Genomic DNA, 18,715 nt, shown 5'->3' on the forward strand with positions numbered 1-18,715 from the left:
GGAAGACAACACCATGACTGCAATTGATCTGAATGCCGACCTCGGCGAAGGCTGCGATACCGACGAGGCGCTCCTCACGCTGGTGAGTTCCGCCAACATCGCCTGCGGCTGGCACGCCGGCGACGTCAACACGATGCGCCAGACCGTCGGCTGGGCGCTTCGCCAGGGCGTATCGATCGGCGCGCATCCGAGTTTTCCTGATCGCGAAAACTTCGGCCGCACTGAAATGCACCTCCCGCCGGATGAAATCTACGCGGGCGTGCTGTTCCAGATCGGTGGGCTGTCTGCCATCGTGCGCGCGCAGGGCGGCAAGCTCGCCCACGTGAAGGCGCATGGCGCGCTGTACAACCAGGCTTCGCGTGACCGGCCTCTGGCCGTCGCCATCGTGCGCGCGATCCGTGATTTCGATCCGTCGCTGGTGGTGTTTGGCCTGGCGGGCGGTGAGCTGGTCAAGGCCGCGCGCGAGCTTGGCCTGCAGGCCAAGGAAGAGGTGTTTGCCGATCGCGGTTACAACGCGGACGGCTCGCTCGTCAAACGCGGCACGCCGGGTGCCCTGATCGACAGCGAAGATGCCGCGCTCGACCAGACGCTGACGATGGTGCGTGAGCAGCGCGTAAAGGCCATCGATGGCACGTGGGTTCCGATCCGCGCGGAAACGGTTTGTCTGCACGGCGACGGCGCGCATGCGCTGGCGTTCGCGCGACGCATTCGGGAACGGCTTGGCAGCGAGGGTATCGCTGTTCGCGCCGGCGCCTGAGCCACGGCCCCGTCCTTCCAGCGGGGCTTTTTATTAACTTGGGGGGGAAGCACCACATGGGTACGGCAGTGAATCTATGGCCGCTGATCGGGGTGGCCGTCATCATCGCGGGGTTCATCCTGCGATTCAATCCGATGCTGGTGGTGGCCGTGGCCGCCATCGCCACCGGCTTTGCGGCATCGATGTCCATCGACCAAATCCTGACGGCGATCGGGACGGGCATCATCAAGACGCGGACGTTGCCGCTGATCATCCTGCTGCCGCTCGCGGTGGTGGGTTTGCTCGAGCGTCACGGCTTGCGTGAGCACGCGCAGAACTGGATCTCGCGCATCCAATCGGCCACGGTTGGCCGTCTGCTGATCGTCTACCTCGCCGTGCGCGAGCTGACGGCGGCTGCCGGTCTGACGAGCCTCGGTGGGCATCCGCAGATGGTCCGTCCGCTGCTGGCCCCAATGGCCGAAGGTGCCGCCGAAAACCGCTTCGGCAAACTGCCGGCGCCGGTGCGCGAACGCCTGCTGGCCTTCTGCGCCGCCACCGACAACGTCGGCCTGTTCTTCGGCGAAGACATCTTCGTGGCCTTTGGCGCCATCGCGCTGATGCACACGTTCCTGCTCGGCTCGGGCATCGACGTGGAACCGCTGCACATCGCTGTGTGGGGCATCCCGACCGCGGTCTGCGCGTTCGTGATCCACTCGGTGCGCCTCAAGCGCCTGGACGGCTGGCTTGCCCGTGAAATGGGCGCTGCCGCTAACACCAACGCGGCCGCGGCCAAGCAGGGGTAAGCCATGATTCTCTCAATCAACTATCTGTACTGGCTGGCCGGGATCATCCTGACGATCACCGCGCTGATGACCTTTGCCGACAAGAACCACCCGCGTCGCTGGACCACGGGCCTGTTCTGGGCAATCTTCGCCGTCATCTTTCTCGTTGGCGACAAGATCCCGCCGATCGCGGTGGGCATCGGCGCCGTGGTGATGGCGCTGCTGGCCGGCACGGGCGGTGTAACGCTGGGCAAGCATGGCGAACTGCCGGCAGAAGAGCGCCGAGCATCCGCCAAACGCCTGGGCAACCGTCTGTTCATTCCGGCACTGACCATTCCGCTGGTCACCGTCATCGGTAGCGTGTTCCTGAAGGACATCAAGATCGGTGGCGATCTGCTGCTCGATCCGAAGAACCAGACCTTCGTCTCGCTGGGCCTGGGCTGCATCATCTCGCTGGCGCTGGCGTGCTGGCTGACGCGCGACACACCGGTGCAAGCCATGCGTGAATCGCGTCGGCTGACGGAGTCGCTCGGCTGGGCGCTGGTGCTACCGCAGATGCTGGCCATGCTGGGTCTCGTCTTCGCCGATGCCGGTGTGGGCAAGGCTGTTGCGCACCTGACCACCGCCTACATCAACATGGACTATCGCCTCGTTGCGGTCGTTGTCTATTGCGTGGGCATGGCGCTGTTCACCGTCATCATGGGCAACGGTTTTGCGGCCTTCCCGGTCATGACCGGCGGCGTGGGGGTGCCGATCCTGGTGGGCGTGTTCCATGGCAACCCGGCGGTGATGGCGGCCATCGGCATGTTCTCGGGCTACTGCGGCACGCTGATGACCCCGATGGCGGCGAACTTCAATATCGTGCCAGCTGCGCTGCTGGAGTTGTCCGATAAGAACGCTGTGATCAAAGCGCAAGTCCCGACCGCGCTGCTGTTGCTTACAGCCAATATCCTGCTCTTGTACTTCCTGATGCTTCACTAATCGTGTTTAATGCGTCGCGTGCGGTGTGCGTCACGCGGGCGGTTCTTCCCCCGCCGACGTCACCAAGCGCGATCGCTGCCCGCGAGACAAGGGCATGCGGTCGTAGACCTCGCATCGTGCTCTTTCTCCGGGGGGATTCATGAGCAGCCAGATGACGAGCGGCCGTTCCATGTCGGGACGCCGCTTTCTTTGTGTTCTCGCAGTTAGCGCCCTGTCGCTGATTTCCGCCGCGCACGCCAGCGCGGAAACGCTCCGAGTGGCCACGCCGTATCCGGCCCTCAATTTTCATACGCAAAACCTGCAGGCCTTCGCCAGCGCCGTCAGCAGCGCCACCAACGGCGGGCTCAAGCTTGAGGTTTATCCGAACGGTACGCTGCTCAAGCCGGCCGCCATCTTTGACGGCGTCAAGGACGGCAAAGCCGAGGCGGGCGAGGTGATGCTTTCGACGCTGGCCCAGCGCGATCCGCTATTCGGCGTGGATTCGATTCCCTTCGTGGTGTCGGGCTACAACGATGCGCGCCTGCTGTGGGATGCCTCGCGCAGCCACATCGAAGCGTTGATGAAGGCCAACGGATTGCGCCTGCTGTACGCCGTACCCTGGCCGCCGCAGAACCTGTATTCCGAAACACCGATCGCCCGTTTGTCCGACCTGAAGGGACATCGTTTGCGCACGTATAACGCGGCGCAAAAACGCATTGCCGAGCTGTACGGTGCGCAGGCCGTGCAGGTGGAAGCCGCCGATCTGACCGCCGCGATCGCCGGCGGGCGGATCGACACGATGGTCACCTCGCCGTCCACCGGTCTGGAAACGAAGGCTGGCCAGCGCATGACCTATTACTACAAGGTCAACGCGTGGATCCCGAAGAACGCCGTGTTCGTCAACGAAGCGCGCTTCGCCAAGCTTCCGCTTGCGATGCAGCAGACCGTGCTCAAGCTCGCCAAGGATTACGAGACGCGGGGTTGGGATTCCAGCCGCCAGACCTATGAGCGCGATGAAGCCGAGCTCGCCAAGACCGGCGTGCGCGTGCTCAATCCGGACGTGACGCTGCAAGGCGACATGCGCCGCCTGGGCGAGCGTCTGACGCGCGAATGGCTGCACACCGCAGGCACGGAAGAAGTCGACATCCTGTTGAACTTCGAGAACAAGCGCAGCAAGGCCAACTGACGCCGCAACGCGCTTGGGCATGATGTTCGACGGACGTTTATCATCGTTTTAGTCTTACGCAGCACGCAGGGAGAACGTCATGCCTACCGTCCTCGTCACCGGTTTCGATCCGTTCGAGAACGAACCCATCAATCCGTCGTGGGAAGCCGTGCGCACCCTCGATGGGCAGGGAATCGCCGGCGCCGACATCGTCGCGCGCCAGTTGCCGACCATCTTTGGTGAATCCAACAAAGTGCTCGGCAAGTTGCTGCAGACGCTGCAGCCGGATGTGGTGATCGCCGTGGGGCAGGCCGGTGGCCGCGCCGAGATGGCCATCGAGCGCATCGCCATCAATGTCGACGACGCCCGCATTGCCGATAACGCAGGCAAACAGCCCATCGATATCGCAATCGCAAGCGACGGACCGGCCGCGTATTTTTCAACGCTACCGATCAAGGCCATCGTGCGCGAGTTGCGTGCGGGCGGTGTTCCTGCGTCGGTCTCGCAGACGGCGGGCACCTTTGTCTGCAACCACGTCTTCTATGGGCTGATGCATGCCATCGCCCGTCACAAGCTGCTCACGCGCGGCGGCTTCATCCACATCCCGTATCTGCCGTCGCAGGCAGCCAAGCACCCGGGGCAACCGAGCATGGCGCACGACACCATCGTCACAGGCCTGCGCATCGCCATCGAGACAACGCTGCGCACGCTGCACGACGTACGCGAAACGGGCGGCCAGCTGCACTGAGCCTGCGCGACGGCGCAGCGCGCGGATCAGTCCGTGAAGCGCTTATGCCGTTGCAGTTCGATGTGCACCGGTGTGCCCGGCGCTGCATAGGCTGAGGTGATCGGCGCCGTGTCGGCCGTGGCCCATTCGGCTTCGATGGACGCTGGCGTTTCGTCGTGCAACACGGGTGTGTGCTGCAATTCGGACGCCGTCGGCGGGCGCGCGACGGCCTGCGCCAGCGCTCGAGGCCGCGGCTTCACCGGCAATGGCGTCGCGGCCGGCGGTGTTGCAGCGATGACCGGCGCGGCAACTTCCGTTTCGTCGAAAGTCATATCGGTCGCCTGGGCAACGTTGGCTGCGGCTGCTGCCGTGGTGGCGGCATGCGGCTCCGTGGCTTCGTTGGTTTCCACGAGCGCCGCCGGCAATGCAAGAGAATGATCGAGTGAACGTGGCGATGCGGTCTGCGGGGGGAGGGCGGCCACGGTTGTTTGATCAAGCTGTGCAGCGGGTTGCCGATGCTGCCCGGTCTGCCAGCCAAGCAGCGCAGCCGCCAATGTGCACGCCATGCCAATCGACAGCACAGTCACGCGTCGACGCCACTGCCCGTGGTCCGCAGCACCAGCGTCCCCCCACGTGTTGGCTGCGGGATCGATCGGCGCGCTGACCTGTGTAGCGGCGTTGGCCTGCACGTTATCGAGCGTTGGCCCGAAGGGCGGCGGCATACGCACCAGACCCGGTAGGCGCAGGTGTCCGTCGATGATGAAGTTGGGGGATTCCAAGGCCGTCTCCGCTGATGGCCGCAGCGGACATCCAAGCCGGCTGCGCAAGCAGGCGCCATGCTAAGCGGCAGATGGACGGTGGTCGATCAGACTGGTCTTAAGTCGATGCGTGCTGCATCTAGCGCGGAGAGGTCGCTGGCCCGCCGCTCTCGCGCAGGCCAGGGAGGTGGCGTCAAAGATCGTTACGGCGCAGGCGACCAGTGCGGATCATTCAACTGCTTTTCCAGCAGGCGGATCTGCTGCTGCAGCGATTCAACCTGGGTTTGATACGCGCGGCGCTCAATGTCCAGCGCCTTGGTTTCCTGGCGCATGGTCTGCTGTTCGGTCAGCATCTTCTGACGCTGCGCCTGCATGATGCGCACTTCCTGGCTGAGCGATTCGGCGCGCTGCTGAGCCGCCTGGGCTTCGCGCTCCAGTTGCGCCTTCTGGCCCGCCGTGACGGCGCGGCGCAGATCATCTTCGGCCCACGTCCGAGTCTGGCTGGCCAGCGTGTCGTATGCGCCTTCGGCCGGAGCGACCGACGCAAACTTGTACACGCGCCACAATTCTTTGCGATACGACAGGGCAACGTAGGCCGTGGTGTCTTCGTTGACGAGTAGCAGGCTGGTGCCGTAATCACCGTTGTAGGTCGTGCGCAGTTCGGTCAGGCGTTTCTGCGCCAGCAACTGCTTCAGTTCAGCGACGGTACCGCCCGATGCAGCCGTGGACGCTGCTGGCGCTTGTGCCGCACTGGCTTGCGCGTGGACCAAGCCGGCGCCTGCAACCGAGGCTGCGGCAACGAACGTGAGGACGGTTCGGCGGAGTACGAGAGACATCGCAAAGTTCAGAAATCGGAGGCGACGCGACTATATCAGCTTTGTGCGCCCAGCCCCGCAGGGAGCGTACCGATTTGACCTTCAGTCGCTTTTGAGTCGTGGCGGCGTCGGGCTTCGGCGACGATGCACTGCCATTCACTGAAGGAGACGCGCTCGCGGAACATCTCGATCAGGAAGTCGCCCACGTCCTGATGCCGCTTTGGCGTGCCAAGCGCGGCTTTCAAGCGTCGCAATTCTCTCTGCAAACGCGTGACACGGGCCCGCGCGTTGGCCTGTTGCAATGAGCCGAGGGGAAATCTTCTTACGGATGCTTCGGCCGCTGCCAGCGCTCGCACGAGGTCGGCACGTTGCTGTTGAAGCGATTCAATCTCGCGCTGGAATTTGCGGCTGCCGTCTGGGGAGGGGGATTGCGATTGCTCGGGGCGAGCGATGGCATGGCGCACGTTGTGGCCTCCTGCGATGGGTTGGTATCCCGCTCCCTGACGCCAATCAGGGTGGCCGGGCACAAGGTAGAGTTGGCGTACCGGTATCGCAGGCAACCGGCGAGCGCGAGCGCTCCCCCACCAAGGCCCGACCAGAGGAGGCGCTTGATGTACGGGCGTAAAAAAACCGCCAACCGGCGGTCGTACCCGCCTGCGATATTCCCGGACGCCAATCCGAGGTCACGTTGTGTGCGTGACGGGCGGCAGTATAGCCCAGGGTGCGTGGGCCATTTGTGCCAGATGGTGTTGTGATATCGACGGGTGGCCGGGCACAAGGTGGAGTTGGCGTACCGGCGATACAGGAAACCGGTGAGCGCAAGCGCTCCTCTACCAAGGCCCAGCCATGAACAAAGCGGGTATCAGCGGTTCTGCATCTCTTTGAGCCACAGGCTCATTAGCCCAGCGCGGCCACGCACGCCGAATTTGCGATAGATATTCGTGATGTAAGAGTGCGTTGTCGACGTGGCCAGGCCGAGCTGTTCCGCGATCTGCTTTTCCGCGGCCTCCGTCAACAACAACTGCAATACCCGGGATTCGTGAGGCGCCAGACGCGCTTGCAGTTGCGCCAGCTGGCTCTGCTCGGCCAGGGCCCGCGTTGCGGTGACGTCACGCGCCACGCCGATGCGCAGTCGGTGCTCGACGCTCCACTGCGCCGACCATGACAACTGGACATCGGTGCCAAGCTGGTGGCGATAGCGATTTTCGAATCCGGTGCACTTTGCACCCGCCTGAACGCGACCGGCCTCCCTTCGGGTTCTGTCGCGGTCGTCCGGCGCTACGAGTTCAAGCATGCATTGCCCGACCAGCTCGGATGGCCGATAACCAAGGAGGTCTTGCCAGGCCGCGTTGGCGTGACGGATCCGCCCCCGCTCGTCGACCAGGAAGACGCCATCCGGAAGGCTATTGGCCAAAGCGATCGCGCTCACATCATTGAGGACTTCCATGGTCTGCCGCGTTTGGTTGCAATACAAAAGAAGTGGTGGCCGGCGCCGATGTGCATGACCAAGCAGGGTCGCAATCCCAGGCAGCAACAAACAGTGCACAAGGCAGTGATCATTGACAGCGCTGCCAGCGTTTACGGCGCCCCGGAATATGCTGATTCGAGCCCGCTGCACCAAAAAGCAGCAGGCACGAACGGCATCTACTGGCAGGTTCATGCCCTCTAATTAGCAGGGTGCCACTCAGAATAGCGTCTGCTATCGTTGCCCACAATATGCGGTGTCAGCATCATGCCTAATAACAATGTTCAGCGCCCTCGCGATTCCATGGAATCGATGCGGGGCGGGTAACGGGGAAAATAGCAAGTCGTCTGGCCGTCACAGGCCAAGCCCGACGCGCTGACACGGGGGTAAGCGGATTCTTCCGGGTCTTTTCGAGTTGGCGATCCGGCGACATTGCTCCGGCATTGATGCGCAAGTCCTCACCAATAAGCTTATTGGTGAGAAAAAATAAAAAGAGTTGTACCTTTTTTGAAGAACGGGGAAGAGTCTTCATGCGCTCGACCAACCCCAAGCCCGGGGGGGCTTGGGGCGGCGCTTGCGTTCTTGGCTCTGGTTAACGGCGCGTAGCAGTCGCGGTCAGGTTATTCCATTTAAAAAAAAAGAATAATCAATAAGCCGGTTTTTATTTTGCGCCCGAATACTATGGATTTGATTTGCAAGGTGAGGTTGTACCAAGACCGTGGACGCTATTTTGCGGTGTTGGTCGCACCGGACACGATGTGCTCCAGCACAGGGCGAGACGCAGCTGAAGCTTTGACCAATTTAGGCCGTTCAATGGCCGAGAATTCTCTGCCTCAGTCGGCCGATTTGTCGATAGAGCCGAAGGAGCGCAAGAGCGCTAGCCAGGCAGGCGGCGGCACGTCCGCTCCTCGCGAATTTCCCCGCGCCATACCCACCGTAAAACGCCTCCTCAACGAGCGTTTCGGCAAGGCCACCTTGCGTGAACTTTCAGAAAAGCTGGGTTTGGACGACGTCACTCCGCAACTGCTGTCGTCTTCCATCGCGGGCAGTGGGGCCAAGCGCGTTCGTCTGGCCATTGCCAAGGCGCTTGGACAAGATCCCGATGCGCTTTGGCCAATGGCGCGGCACTAACACGGCATGCGCTATTGAAGACCCGGAACTGGTAAAAGCGGAAATGCCCGCCGCACGGCGTTGTCAATCGACGCGGCGAGGGCGTGCTGGAGAAATCTGGAGCGCCCTGTGGCAAGGCAAAGACTGGCGGAAGCGGTGAGATTCGAACTCACGGATGGGTCACCCCATCGGCAGTTTTCAAGACTGCTGCCTTAAACCACTCGGCCACGCTTCCTTCGTACTGCGCTGCTCGTTGCGAGCAAGGGCGCCATTGTAACGGCACCTGGCGCAACTTGGCACCGGTTACCGTCAGTTTTCGTCGTCAGCCAAGAACAATTCCTGCAAATCATTGAGGAATCGCTGGCCCAGCTCGGTCGGGCGGATGGCGACATGGTCGCGCGTCAGCAAGCCGCGCTGCTCGGCGGCGTCGAGTTGTCGCTCAATGGAGCGCAGCGGCAGGCCGGTGCGCTCCTGGAACAGCGTGACCGGGAAACCGTCGGTCAGACGCAGCGCATTGAGCATGAATTCGAACGGCAGGTCGGCGGCGTCGACTTCGCGCTGCTCCTGCATGACCGCCGCACCGCCGGCCGTCTCAGCCTGACGCAGATACGTGTCGGGATGCTTGTGCCGCATCTCGCGGATGACCCGGTGCGGAAAGCTCAGCTTGCCGTGCGCGCCTGGCCCGATGCCGAGGTAATCGCCGAATTGCCAGTAATTCAGGTTGTGCTTGCAGCGCTTGCCCGCCTTGGCATACGCCGATACCTCGTAGTGCTCGTAACCCGCCGCCGCCAGCCGCGCGTGAATCCAGTCCTGCATCGCAAACGCCGTGTCGTCATCCGGCAGCGCGGGCGGGTACTTGGCGAAGTACGTGTTCGGCTCCAGCGTCAGGTGGTACAGCGACACGTGGTTCGTATCGCACGACAACGCGGCCTCCACATCAGCCTCGCATTCGGCGAGTGTCTGGCCCGGCAGGGCGAACATCAGGTCGAGGTTGATGTTGTCGAAATGCGCGCGGGCGATGTCGATCGCGGCGCGCGCTTCGGCGGCACTGTGGATGCGGCCAAGCGCCTGCAGGTGTGCGTCGTTGAAGCTCTGGATGCCGATCGACAGGCGGTTCACGCCGCTGGCGCGATAGCTGCGGAAGCGTTCTGCCTCAAACGTGCCCGGGTTGGCTTCCATGGTGATCTCGGCGTCGGCGTCGACCGGCAGCAGCATGCGGATGTCCGACAGCAGACGATCCAGCCCCTGTGCCGACAACAAGCTGGGCGTGCCGCCACCGATGAAGATCGTATGCACATGCCGGCCCCACACCATCGGCAGCGCGGCCTCCAGATCCTGACGCACGGCAGCGAGAAAGCGCTCTTCCGGGATGCCCTGGTCCGGCTCCGCATGCGAGTTGAAATCGCAGTACGGACACTTGCGTACGCACCACGGCACGTGCACGTACAAGGACAGCGGCGGCGAAGCGGGCAGGCTGATCTTGCCCGGCTGCAGGAAGACGGAGGTGACCTTGTCACCAGTCTCAGCGGCAGTTGAGGAAGGCGTCTTGGCTGCGCCGGCGGGGTGAATCGGGATCATCGGAACTTCAGGCGTTTTCAAAGGTGCGCAGCCGTTCGACAAGCTGCGCGAGGGCTTGTGCACGATGGCTCACGCTGTTCTTCTCGGCCTTGGTCAGCTCGGCAGCGGTCTTGCCGAGATCAGGCAGCAGGAAGTGGGGGTCGTAGCCGAAGCCGCCGTCGCCGCGCGGGGTGTCGATCACCTCGCCAAACCAGTTGCCTTCGGCAATGATCGGCTGCGGGTCATCGGCATGGCGCACGTAGACGAGCACGCAAACATAGTGCGCGCCGCGGTCCGCCTTGCCGGCCAGTTCACGGACGAGGCGGGCGTTGTTGGCGGCGTCCGTTTTGGGCTCGCCCACCAGTTGCGCATAGCGCGCTGAATACACGCCCGGCGCGCCGCCCAGCGCATGCACGCAGATGCCGGAGTCATCTGCCAGCGCAGGCAGGCCGGAGACACGGCTCGCGTGGCGTGCCTTGGTGAGCGCGTTTTCAACGAAGGTCGCATAGGGCTCCTCCGCCTCGGGAATGCCGAGCGCGCCTTGCGGCGTCACGTCGAAACCGAGGGGGGCCAGCAGCGCGTTGAACTCGGCCAGCTTGCCGGCGTTGTTCGATGCCAGAACGATCTTGCGCATGGCAGTGTCGTTCACAGGCCCAAGGCCTGCTTTTGCAGGCCGATCAGCGTGCGGATGCCTTGGTCGGCCAAATTCAGCAGTGCGTCCATTTCAGCGCGCGAGAACGGCGTGCCTTCCGCCGTGCCTTGCACTTCCACAAAGCCGCCGCTGCCCGTCATGACGACGTTCATGTCGGTATCGCACGCCGAGTCTTCGGGGTAGTCCAGGTCGAGCACCGGTACGCCATCCACCACGCCCACCGATACGGCGGCCACGAAGTCGCGGACCGGGTTGCCCACCAACTGGCCCTTTTCGCGCATGACCGAGACAGCGTCATATGCGGCGACGAACGCGCCGGTAATGCTGGCCGTGCGCGTGCCACCATCGGCCTGCAGCACATCGCAGTCGAGATGCAGCGTGTGCTCGCCCAGCGCGCGCAGATCAAACACCGAGCGCATCGCGCGGCCGATCAAGCGCTGGATTTCTTGCGTGCGGCCGGTCTGTTTGCCGCGTGCGGCCTCCCGGTCGGAGCGCGTGTGCGTCGAGCGCGGCAGCATGCCGTATTCGGCCGTCACCCAGCCCTCGCCGCTGCCTTTCTTGTGCGGCGGCACCTTGGGCAGCACGCTGGCCGTGCAGAGCACTTGCGTGTCGCCAAAGCAGACCAGCACCGAGCCTTCGGCGTGGCGCGTGAAGTTGCGGGTGAGGGTGACGTGACGGAGTTGGTCGGGCTGGCGGCCGCTGGGTCGCATTGGGGGTCTCGCTTAAGAAAACGGATAGCCCGACATGATACCGGCCCGCGCTGCGCTCGGCAGGGCGGGCCGGATGAGGACTGCGCGACGTGCTTAGCGCGTCAGGTTGCTGGTCTTGTCGATGGCGGCGCGGATTTCCGCGATGGAGCGCTCGATTTCCTCTTCCGACATCAGCCCCGATTCGCTTTGCGGCGCGTCCAGGATGGACGTGGTGAAGGCGTTCAGGGGGAGGGTGTCGGTCTGCACCGAATCCTGCGTGGTGGTTACGGCGTCCAGCTCCCACATCATGGAGATGGCGGTGGTGTTGTCGGCCGTGTCGCCGGCATTGCGCAGCGCACGGGCAATCAGTTCGGGAATTGCCTGCGTGACCGAGAAGCTGGTGCAGGTGTCGATCAGTTCGTCTTCCTCCACGCTGCCCCACAGGCCGTCAGAGCACAGCATGGCGACGTCGCCAGGTTCCAGGTTGACCGGCCCGCCGATGTCGATCAGCGGCAGATTGGGCGAGCCCAGGCAGTTGTAGATCTTGTTGCGCTCGGGGTGGTTCGCGACCTGCATCGGCAGCACGCGGTCTTGTTGCAGCAGGTTTTCGATCTTGGAGTGATCGCGCGTGCGCGTCACCAGCTCGCCCTTGCGCATCAGATACATGCGCGAATCACCGGCGTGCGCCCAATGCAGCGACCCGCGCTGGGCCAGTGCGCAAACGATCGTCGTGCGCGGCGCATCCGGCAGGCCGTTCGTTTCGGCATAGCGATGGATGTCGCGGTGCGCGAGCATGATGCTCTCGTGCAGGAAATCACGCGGATTGCGAATCGACGGACGGGCGTGGCGCTGGAACTGGCGCGCCATGGTCTGCAAAGCCTGCTGGGCCGCAACTTCGCCCAGGGAATGCCCGCCCAGGCCGTCGCACAGCACCATGAGCATGGCATCGCGCGTGAAGCAGTAGCCCATGCGGTCCTGGTTGACGCGTCGCGCGCCTTTTTTGCTTTCCTGATAAACCGAGAATCGCATTGCGGCTAAATAAATATTCGGTGAGGGATGCGGTGCACCGGCACGTCGCGCCTGGTGTTACACCGTTTTGGAATCATACTCCGCCTATGGGCGGCGACTGGGCGGTCAACTGTCCCGGCGGCGCAACAGGCGGCTCATGAAACGTGTCGTCAACGCCTCTTTCTCTTCTGGCACCGGGCCGCCCTGCGTGACGGCGGTCAATGCCTGCAACTCTGTCAGCGCGTTGCTTTCTTCACGCAGCACCTTTTGCAGGCGGAACACGCTCTGCGGACGCTCTTCCGGCTTCATCTTCAGGCACCAGCCAACCAGATCGATCAGGCTGGCCGTATAGACCTTGCGCAAGCGCTCCAGGCCTTCTTCCAACTTGTCGTCTTTCTCGCGCTGCGTGGCTTCCTGGGGCGGCGTGCCGGCCATGCAGGCATAGATGGTGGCGCCGATGCTGTAGATGTCCGTCCACGGGCCCAGCTCATTGTGCTTGCGGTACAGCTCCGGCGCGGCAAAGCCCGGCGTGTACATCGGCTGGAAGCGCGAGGCCTCGGCGGTGAGCGTCTGCCTTGCGGCGCCAAAGTCGAGCAGGATCGGTGAAAAGTCTTCGCGCAGGTAGATGTTGCCGGGCTTGATGTCGAGGTGCAGCAGCTTGTGGATGTGGACTTCGCGCAGGCCGCTCATCAGGTCATGGAAGACCTGCCGGATGAAGCGCTCGCGCAGCATCTTCAACTTGCCCTGCTGGCGCGCGGTGAGGATGTGTTCCTGCAGCGTTTTACCCTGCTCATACGTCATCACCATGTAGACGGTGCCGTTTTCCCGGAAGAAATTGAGCACGCGCACGATGGCAGGGTGAGAAATCTTGGCCAGCGACCGGCCTTCTTCAAAGAAGTATTTCAGCCCGAGGCGGAATGCACTCCCGCTTTCTTCAGGCACGACAGGAATCAATTCGCCCGGTGCACGACGCGCCAGCGAAGACGGCAAATATTCCTTCACGGCCACCGGCGTCCCATGTTCGTCGGTCGCAAGATAGACGAAGCTGAACCCCCCGCTGGCCAACTTCTTTACAATACGATAATTGGACAGCAAGGTACCGACCGGCAACGGGGCACTGCGCGGCTGTCCTGAGCCTTTTGACTCTGTCATGGGTTTGTGTGGCGAAATGGCTGTCGGATTCTCCCTGACCAGTCCACACGTTGTAAAGCGACAAAAGGTGGGGGATTCCCCGCCAATTCCGGGCGTTAAATAACCGCCGCCGGATTTCCTGATTCGACCAAGAACAACACACCACGATTCCATGATCCACAGCATGACCGGCTACGGCGTTGCCACACGCCAGGCAGCCTTTACCGACGCCCATGGCGCACCCAGCGGGAGCGTCGCTACCGTCTCGGTCGAATTTCGCACCGTCAACTCACGCTTTCTCGACCTGCTGTTCCGCGCCCCGGAGGAATGCCGCGCCTTCGAGCCGGCCCTGCGCGAAATGCTGATGAGCGCACTGTCGCGCGGCAAGCTGGAGTGCCGGATCAACCTGCAGCGCCAGGAAGCCGCGAGCGATGTCGCGGCGCTCAATGTGGACCTGCTGCAACAACTGGCCAAGCTGGAGCAGGCGGTCACGCGCCACCTGCCGGCATCGGGTTCGCTGCGCATGGGCGAAATCCTGCGCTGGCCGGGTGTCCTGGCCGAGCCGCAACTGACACAGGACGCTTTGCGCGACGCCGTGATCGAGGCGGCCAAAGAGGCGCTCAAGCAACTTCTCGAATCGCGCCGCCGCGAAGGCGATGCGCTCAAGGCCGTGCTGCTTGACCGTGCGGACGCAATGCTCGGCATCGTCGACAGACTCACGCCGATGGTGCCGGTCCTGATCCAGCAGCATCAGGACAAGCTGACCGAGCGCCTGCGCGAGGCGTTTGGCCTGGCAGCGCCCGAAGGCACTCCGGCACTGACGCGCGACGAGCTGTCCGAGCGCATTCGCCAGGAAGCCACCGTTTATGGCATCCGCATCGACATCGCCGAAGAGCTCTCGCGCCTGCAGGCGCACCTGCGCGAAACGCGCCACATCTTGGAAAAGGGCGGCCAGATCGGCAAGCGCCTGGACTTCATGATGCAAGAGCTGAACCGGGAGGCGAACACGCTCGGCTCGAAGGCCGCCGCCAAGGAGCTGGCCGATGCATCGATGGAACTCAAGCTGCTCATCGAGCAGATGCGCGAGCAGGTCCAGAACCTCGAATAACTCGAAACGATAGAACTAGAACATGCCATCCTCTCAAGCGCACTCTGCCGTCGATACGCCCATCGAGAATCACTTTCCGGGCAGCCTGTTCATGGTCGTGGCGCCCTCGGGCGCCGGTAAGTCAACGCTGGTGAATGCGCTGCTGGCACAGGATTCCTCGATCCGCCTGTCGGTCTCAGCGACCACGCGCAAGCCGCGTCCGGGCGAGCAGCACGGCCGCGAATACAACTTCATGACCGTCGAGGAGTTCAAGGCTTGCCGTGATCGCGGCGAGTTTCTCGAATGGGCCGAGGTGCATGGCAACTACTACGCCACCTCACGCGTATGGATCGAAGAGCAGATGCGCGCCGGCACCGACGTGCTGCTCGAAATCGACTGGCAGGGCGCTCAGCAGGTGCACCAGCGTTTCTCCAACGCGGTCGAAATTTTTATCCTGCCTCCGTCGCTCACGGCGCTGGAAGAGCGTCTGAAGAAGCGCGGTCAGGACGAGCCTAACGTGATCGTGCGCCGCCTGCTGGCGGCGGGCTCCGAGATGGCGCACGCACCTGAAGCCGATTACGTGATCATCAACGAAGTGTTCGATACCGCATTGGCCGAGCTGCGCACCGTGGTGCAGGCCACGCGTCTGCGCTTCGGTGCCCAGAAGGCGCGCCACGGCGAGCTGTTCGTCGAGCTGGGTATTCATTGAGCAAGCAGCGCAATCGCGTTTTTCAGCGCGATTGCGAAAGTGTGGTAGCGCCCGCTTCCCCGCGCTGTCCGAGGGAAGTGCTGCGCTGCTGCTAAAATATCGAGATCAACAAGATTTGCCACCAGGTGGAGTTTTCATGGCGCGTATTACCGTCGAAGATTGCTTGAAACAGATTCCGAATCGCTTCGAACTGGCATTGGCCGCAACGTACCGCGCCCGTCAGTTGGTGCAGGGCCACACGCCCAAGGTCGATGCCAAGGACAAGCCGACCGTGACCGCATTGCGCGAAATCGCATCCGGCCAGGTTGGTATCGAGATGCTCAAGAAGGTTCCGTCCTGAGCTGACACGCGTTACTTGGCATTACCTGGCGTGGTACGCTGCCTCGGTCACTGATCGTTATTGCGATCTTTCGTGGATGTAAAAGCCGCGAACGCACTAGACCCCGGCATGCCTACCTCGCCCGCTTCTTCGCCCAGGACCGAACATTCCGCCACGCACGAATACAACGTGCCGTCGGTGGAATCGTCCGCGAGGTCGTCCGGTCCTGCGCTGGGCGTCTCCACGGGTCCCTCCGGGTCTTCCACCGCTTCCATCGTTTCCATGCCGTCCTCCGCTTCCGGCTCCGGCCCTGCGTCGCCTCGTACGGGCGCGCCGAACTTGCCTGATCCGCGTGGTGCCGACCTGGTCGGGGAGCGGGCGGCCCTGCCGCCAAAATCGCACAAGGGCGCAAGTGCTGATGCACCCGAGGAGACGGCCAAGTCCGAAGGCGCGGACACGCTCTTCATCGATGCGGTGCTGGAGCAAACCTATCGCCATCTGTTTGGCCCGACCTCGCAGCCGGCGGCACCGCCTCGGCAGCAAGTGGTTTCCATTTCGGGGCTGACCGAAAAGCTTTCGTATCTGAAGCCGGCCGATCTCAAGTTGGTGAAGGAAGCGTTTCACTTCTCCGACGAGGCGCACCTCGGGCAGTATCGCCAGAGCGGCGAGCCTTACATCACGCATCCCGTGGCCGTGGCAGAGATCTGCGCGGGCTGGAAGCTGGATGTGCAATCGATCATGGCGGCGCTGCTGCACGACGTGATCGAAGATCAGGGCGTGACCAAGAGCGAGCTGGCCGAGAAGTTCGGCCCCAAAGTCGCAGAACTGGTCGATGGCCTGACCAAGTTGGACAAGCTCGAATTCCAGAGCCGCGAGCAGGCGCAGGCGGAGAGCTTCCGCAAGATGCTGCTCGCGATGGCGCGCGATGTGCGCGTGATTCTCGTCAAGCTCGCCGATCGTACGCACAACATGCGCACGCTCGACCACGTGCCGCCGGAAAAGCGCCGCCGCATTGCGGGCGAGACGATGGAGATCTACGCGCCGATCGCGCACCGCCTTGGGCTCAACACGACCTATCGTGAGCTGCAGGAACTGAGCTTCCGCATCGGCTCACCGTTCCGGTACGCCACGCTTGAGAAGGCGGTGAAGGCCGCGCGCGGCAATCGACGCGAGGTTGTGAGCCGCATTCTTGAAACGGCTCAGCGTGCGCTGGCCGACGCAGGCATCCCGGCCGAGATGACGGGCCGCGAAAAAACGCTCTACAGCATCTACCGGAAGATGCACGACAAGCAGTTGTCGTTCTCGCAGGTGCTGGATGTGTATGGCTTCCGTGTGGTGGTCGACACGCAGATGCAGTGCTACATGACGATGGGTGCGCTGCACAGCCTGTACAAGCCGATGCCCGGCAAGTTCAAGGACTACATCGCTATCCCCAAGATCAACGGTTATCAATCGCTGCACACGACGCTGGTGGGCCCGTTCGGCACACCGGTCGAGTTTCAGATCCGCACGCGCGAGATGAACCAGATCGCGGAGGCCGGCGTGGCCGCGCACTGGATGTACAAGCAGCACCACGATGAGCCTGATCGGGCGCAGCAACAAGCGCATCAGTGGCTGCAATCGCTGCTCGACATTCAAAGCCAGACGGGCGACTCGCAGGAGTTTCTGGAGCACGTCAAGATCGACCTGTTCCCGGATGCGGTCTACGTGTTCACGCCCAAGGGCGAGATCCGCGCGCTGCCACGCGGTGCTACGGCGCTGGACTTCGCCTACGCGGTGCATAGTGACCTGGGTAACCAGTGTGTGGCGGTCAAGATCAACAACGAGCTGCTGCCGCTGCGCACGGAGCTGAAAAACGGCGACATCGTCGAGGTGGTGACGGCGCCGTACTCGAAGCCGAACCCGGCGTGGCTCACGTTCGTACGCACCGGCAAAGCGCGCGCGGCAATCCGGCACTTCCTCAAGACGGCCAAGCTGGATGAGGCCATTCAACTCGGCGAGCGATTGCTCGAACAGGCGCTGCGTCAGATCGGCATCGACATGAAGGCCGTGTCCGCCCAGGTGTGGGAACGCATCGTGCAGTGGACGGGCAACAAGGCGCGTGAAGATGTCTTTGCGGATCTCGCGCTCGGCCGCCGGGTGGCTGCCGTGGTTGCGCGCCGTCTGGAAATCCTTTTGCAAGAAGGTGGCCACGAGGGCGACGAAGCCTTGATGGCGGCCGTGCATACCTTTGCTGGTGAAGAAGCGCCTGCCGTCACCGTGAGTGGCGACGAAGGCATGGCGATGGTGTTCTCGTCGTGCTGCCGCCCGATTCCCGGCGATCCGATCGTCGGCTATATCGGCAAGGGCGAAGGCTTGCAGATCCACGTGCAGGAATGCCGCGTGGCAAAGCGCCTGCATGGCAAGGATCCGGAGCACTGGATCGACGTCATGTGGGCGGAGCACACGACGCGTGCGTTCGACGTGTCGATCAAGGTGCTGGTGCGCAATACGAAGGGCATTCTTGCGCGCGTAGCAGCGGATTTGACCTCGGCCGACGCCAACGTGGCACACGTGTCGATGGAGCAGGAGGGCGATCAGGAAGCGACGTACATGACGTTCCTGATTCAGGTGCACGACCGCGTGCACCTTGCCGATGTGATGCGCGCGCTGCGGCGCAACCCGGATGTGATTCGCATTGCGCGAGATCGCGGCGGAGATTGATGCTCCACGCCCAAACAAAAAGGCGAGGCCAGCGGGCTTCGCCTTTTTTTGTTTGTGGCCGCTTGCGGCGAACCCAAGAGCGCTGGGACATTGCGCCGCATGCGAGACGGATGCGCACAAAAGAAAAGGGCTTCCATTTCTGGAAGCCCTTTTCGTCCTCGTATTAGGTTGGCGCGGCTGGCAGGATTCGAACCCACGACCCCTTGGTTCGTAGCCAAGTACTCTATCCAACTGAGCTACAGCCGCAACCGAGAAATGAGATTATACAGAGATTTTCCGTCTTGTGAACCCCCTTCTTCACTTTTTCTTCGAGTGGGGCCAACTTTCTATAATGGAGCCTTG

General features: G+C 62.8%; 21 protein-coding genes and 2 tRNA genes. 11 read left to right on the forward strand and 12 right to left on the reverse strand.

What is annotated here, in order from left to right; translation table 11 throughout:
• Positions 1-13: 13 nt before the first annotated feature.
• The 5 genes from pxpA to pcp all read left to right on the forward strand — a co-directional run bounded on the left by pxpA (position 14) and on the right by pcp (position 4,391).
• Entirely contained in the window at positions 14-757 is a 744-nt protein-coding gene (gene pxpA, locus ACTJK4_RS08785; protein ID WP_024975214.1) for a 5-oxoprolinase subunit PxpA, read from the forward strand.
• A 56-nt stretch (positions 758-813) separates the two neighbouring features.
• Positions 814-1,539 carry a DUF969 domain-containing protein gene (locus ACTJK4_RS08790; protein ID WP_316869889.1) on the forward strand — a complete coding sequence of 242 codons (726 nt, stop codon included), beginning with the start codon at positions 814-816 and terminating at the stop codon, positions 1,537-1,539.
• Positions 1,540-1,542: 3 nt separating this feature from the next.
• Positions 1,543-2,499, forward strand: a complete 957-nt coding sequence (locus tag ACTJK4_RS08795; protein ID WP_232040581.1) for a DUF979 domain-containing protein — start codon at positions 1,543-1,545, stop codon at positions 2,497-2,499.
• Positions 2,500-2,638: 139 nt separating this feature from the next.
• Complete coding sequence (locus ACTJK4_RS08800; protein WP_440817523.1) at positions 2,639-3,664, forward strand: TRAP transporter substrate-binding protein; 1,026 nt, start codon at positions 2,639-2,641, stop codon at positions 3,662-3,664.
• Positions 3,665-3,743: 79 nt separating this feature from the next.
• Positions 3,744-4,391: a pyroglutamyl-peptidase I gene (gene pcp / locus ACTJK4_RS08805; protein WP_316869888.1), complete on the forward strand. Its 648-nt coding sequence runs from the start codon at positions 3,744-3,746 to the stop codon at positions 4,389-4,391.
• Positions 4,392-4,417: 26 nt separating this feature from the next.
• Here pcp and ACTJK4_RS08810 read toward each other — a convergent pair whose 3' ends face one another.
• From ACTJK4_RS08810 to ACTJK4_RS08825, 4 genes are all read right to left on the reverse strand, one after another.
• Positions 4,418-5,149 carry a ribonuclease E gene (locus tag ACTJK4_RS08810; protein WP_440817526.1) on the reverse strand — a complete coding sequence of 244 codons (732 nt, stop codon included), beginning with the start codon at positions 5,147-5,149 and terminating at the stop codon, positions 4,418-4,420.
• A gap of 182 nt (positions 5,150-5,331) precedes the next feature.
• A complete protein-coding gene (locus ACTJK4_RS08815) occupies positions 5,332-5,964 on the reverse strand; it encodes a DUF2968 domain-containing protein (RefSeq protein WP_440817529.1) in 633 nt (210 codons plus the stop codon).
• Between the two features lie 35 nt (positions 5,965-5,999).
• On the reverse strand, positions 6,000-6,407 hold the full coding sequence (locus ACTJK4_RS08820) for a hypothetical protein (RefSeq protein WP_316869885.1): 408 nt from the start codon (positions 6,405-6,407) through the stop codon (positions 6,000-6,002).
• A gap of 398 nt (positions 6,408-6,805) precedes the next feature.
• Entirely contained in the window at positions 6,806-7,390 is a 585-nt protein-coding gene (locus tag ACTJK4_RS08825) for a PAS domain S-box protein (protein WP_232040575.1), read from the reverse strand.
• Between the two features lie 54 nt (positions 7,391-7,444).
• On the opposite strand from ACTJK4_RS08825, the gene ACTJK4_RS08830 reads away from it, so the two are divergent.
• Both ACTJK4_RS08830 and ACTJK4_RS08835 read left to right on the forward strand, forming a co-directional pair.
• Entirely contained in the window at positions 7,445-7,612 is a 168-nt protein-coding gene (locus tag ACTJK4_RS08830) for a hypothetical protein (protein WP_316869884.1), read from the forward strand.
• Between the two features lie 609 nt (positions 7,613-8,221).
• On the forward strand, positions 8,222-8,539 hold the full coding sequence (locus ACTJK4_RS08835; protein WP_440817533.1) for a hypothetical protein: 318 nt from the start codon (positions 8,222-8,224) through the stop codon (positions 8,537-8,539).
• Between the two features lie 124 nt (positions 8,540-8,663).
• On the opposite strand, the gene ACTJK4_RS08840 is transcribed toward ACTJK4_RS08835, so the two are convergent.
• From ACTJK4_RS08840 to ACTJK4_RS08865, 6 genes are all read right to left on the reverse strand, one after another.
• Positions 8,664-8,753, reverse strand: a tRNA-Ser gene (locus tag ACTJK4_RS08840).
• Between the two features lie 74 nt (positions 8,754-8,827).
• Entirely contained in the window at positions 8,828-10,096 is a 1,269-nt protein-coding gene (gene hemW, locus ACTJK4_RS08845; RefSeq protein WP_232040573.1) for a radical SAM family heme chaperone HemW, read from the reverse strand.
• A gap of 7 nt (positions 10,097-10,103) precedes the next feature.
• Positions 10,104-10,709 (reverse strand): RdgB/HAM1 family non-canonical purine NTP pyrophosphatase, encoded by a 606-nt coding sequence (rdgB, locus tag ACTJK4_RS08850; protein ID WP_232040572.1) that lies wholly within the window; start codon positions 10,707-10,709, stop codon positions 10,104-10,106.
• 11 nt (positions 10,710-10,720) lie between these two features.
• On the reverse strand, positions 10,721-11,437 hold the full coding sequence (gene rph / locus ACTJK4_RS08855) for a ribonuclease PH (protein ID WP_232040571.1): 717 nt from the start codon (positions 11,435-11,437) through the stop codon (positions 10,721-10,723).
• 93 nt (positions 11,438-11,530) lie between these two features.
• The gene (locus ACTJK4_RS08860) at positions 11,531-12,445 is read right to left on the reverse strand and encodes a PP2C family protein-serine/threonine phosphatase (RefSeq protein WP_440817538.1); all 915 of its coding nucleotides are present in this window, start codon (positions 12,443-12,445) and stop codon (positions 11,531-11,533) included.
• 105 nt (positions 12,446-12,550) lie between these two features.
• Entirely contained in the window at positions 12,551-13,576 is a 1,026-nt protein-coding gene (locus ACTJK4_RS08865) for a serine/threonine-protein kinase (protein WP_024975228.1), read from the reverse strand.
• A gap of 151 nt (positions 13,577-13,727) precedes the next feature.
• Between ACTJK4_RS08865 and ACTJK4_RS08870 the strand changes: the two genes are divergently transcribed.
• The 3 genes from ACTJK4_RS08870 to rpoZ all read left to right on the forward strand — a co-directional run bounded on the left by ACTJK4_RS08870 (position 13,728) and on the right by rpoZ (position 15,691).
• Positions 13,728-14,663, forward strand: a complete 936-nt coding sequence (locus ACTJK4_RS08870; protein WP_260801870.1) for a YicC/YloC family endoribonuclease — start codon at positions 13,728-13,730, stop codon at positions 14,661-14,663.
• A 22-nt stretch (positions 14,664-14,685) separates the two neighbouring features.
• A complete protein-coding gene (gmk, locus tag ACTJK4_RS08875; protein ID WP_024975230.1) occupies positions 14,686-15,351 on the forward strand; it encodes a guanylate kinase in 666 nt (221 codons plus the stop codon).
• Positions 15,352-15,487: 136 nt separating this feature from the next.
• Entirely contained in the window at positions 15,488-15,691 is a 204-nt protein-coding gene (gene rpoZ, locus ACTJK4_RS08880; RefSeq protein ID WP_004630929.1) for a DNA-directed RNA polymerase subunit omega, read from the forward strand.
• Between the two features lie 47 nt (positions 15,692-15,738).
• Here rpoZ and ACTJK4_RS08885 read toward each other — a convergent pair whose 3' ends face one another.
• A complete protein-coding gene (locus tag ACTJK4_RS08885; protein WP_232040569.1) occupies positions 15,739-15,954 on the reverse strand; it encodes a hypothetical protein in 216 nt (71 codons plus the stop codon).
• Here ACTJK4_RS08885 and ACTJK4_RS08890 point away from each other — a divergent pair.
• Positions 15,953-18,373: a RelA/SpoT family protein gene (locus ACTJK4_RS08890; RefSeq protein ID WP_232040568.1), complete on the forward strand. Its 2,421-nt coding sequence runs from the start codon at positions 15,953-15,955 to the stop codon at positions 18,371-18,373. The genes ACTJK4_RS08885 and ACTJK4_RS08890 overlap by 2 nt on opposite strands.
• A 169-nt stretch (positions 18,374-18,542) precedes the next feature.
• Here ACTJK4_RS08890 and ACTJK4_RS08895 read toward each other — a convergent pair.
• Positions 18,543-18,619 (reverse strand) — tRNA-Arg (locus tag ACTJK4_RS08895).
• Positions 18,620-18,715 lie beyond the last annotated feature (96 nt).

Source organism: Ralstonia sp. 22111 (assembly GCF_052045895.1).
GTDB lineage: Bacteria > Pseudomonadota > Gammaproteobacteria > Burkholderiales > Burkholderiaceae > Ralstonia > Ralstonia wenshanensis.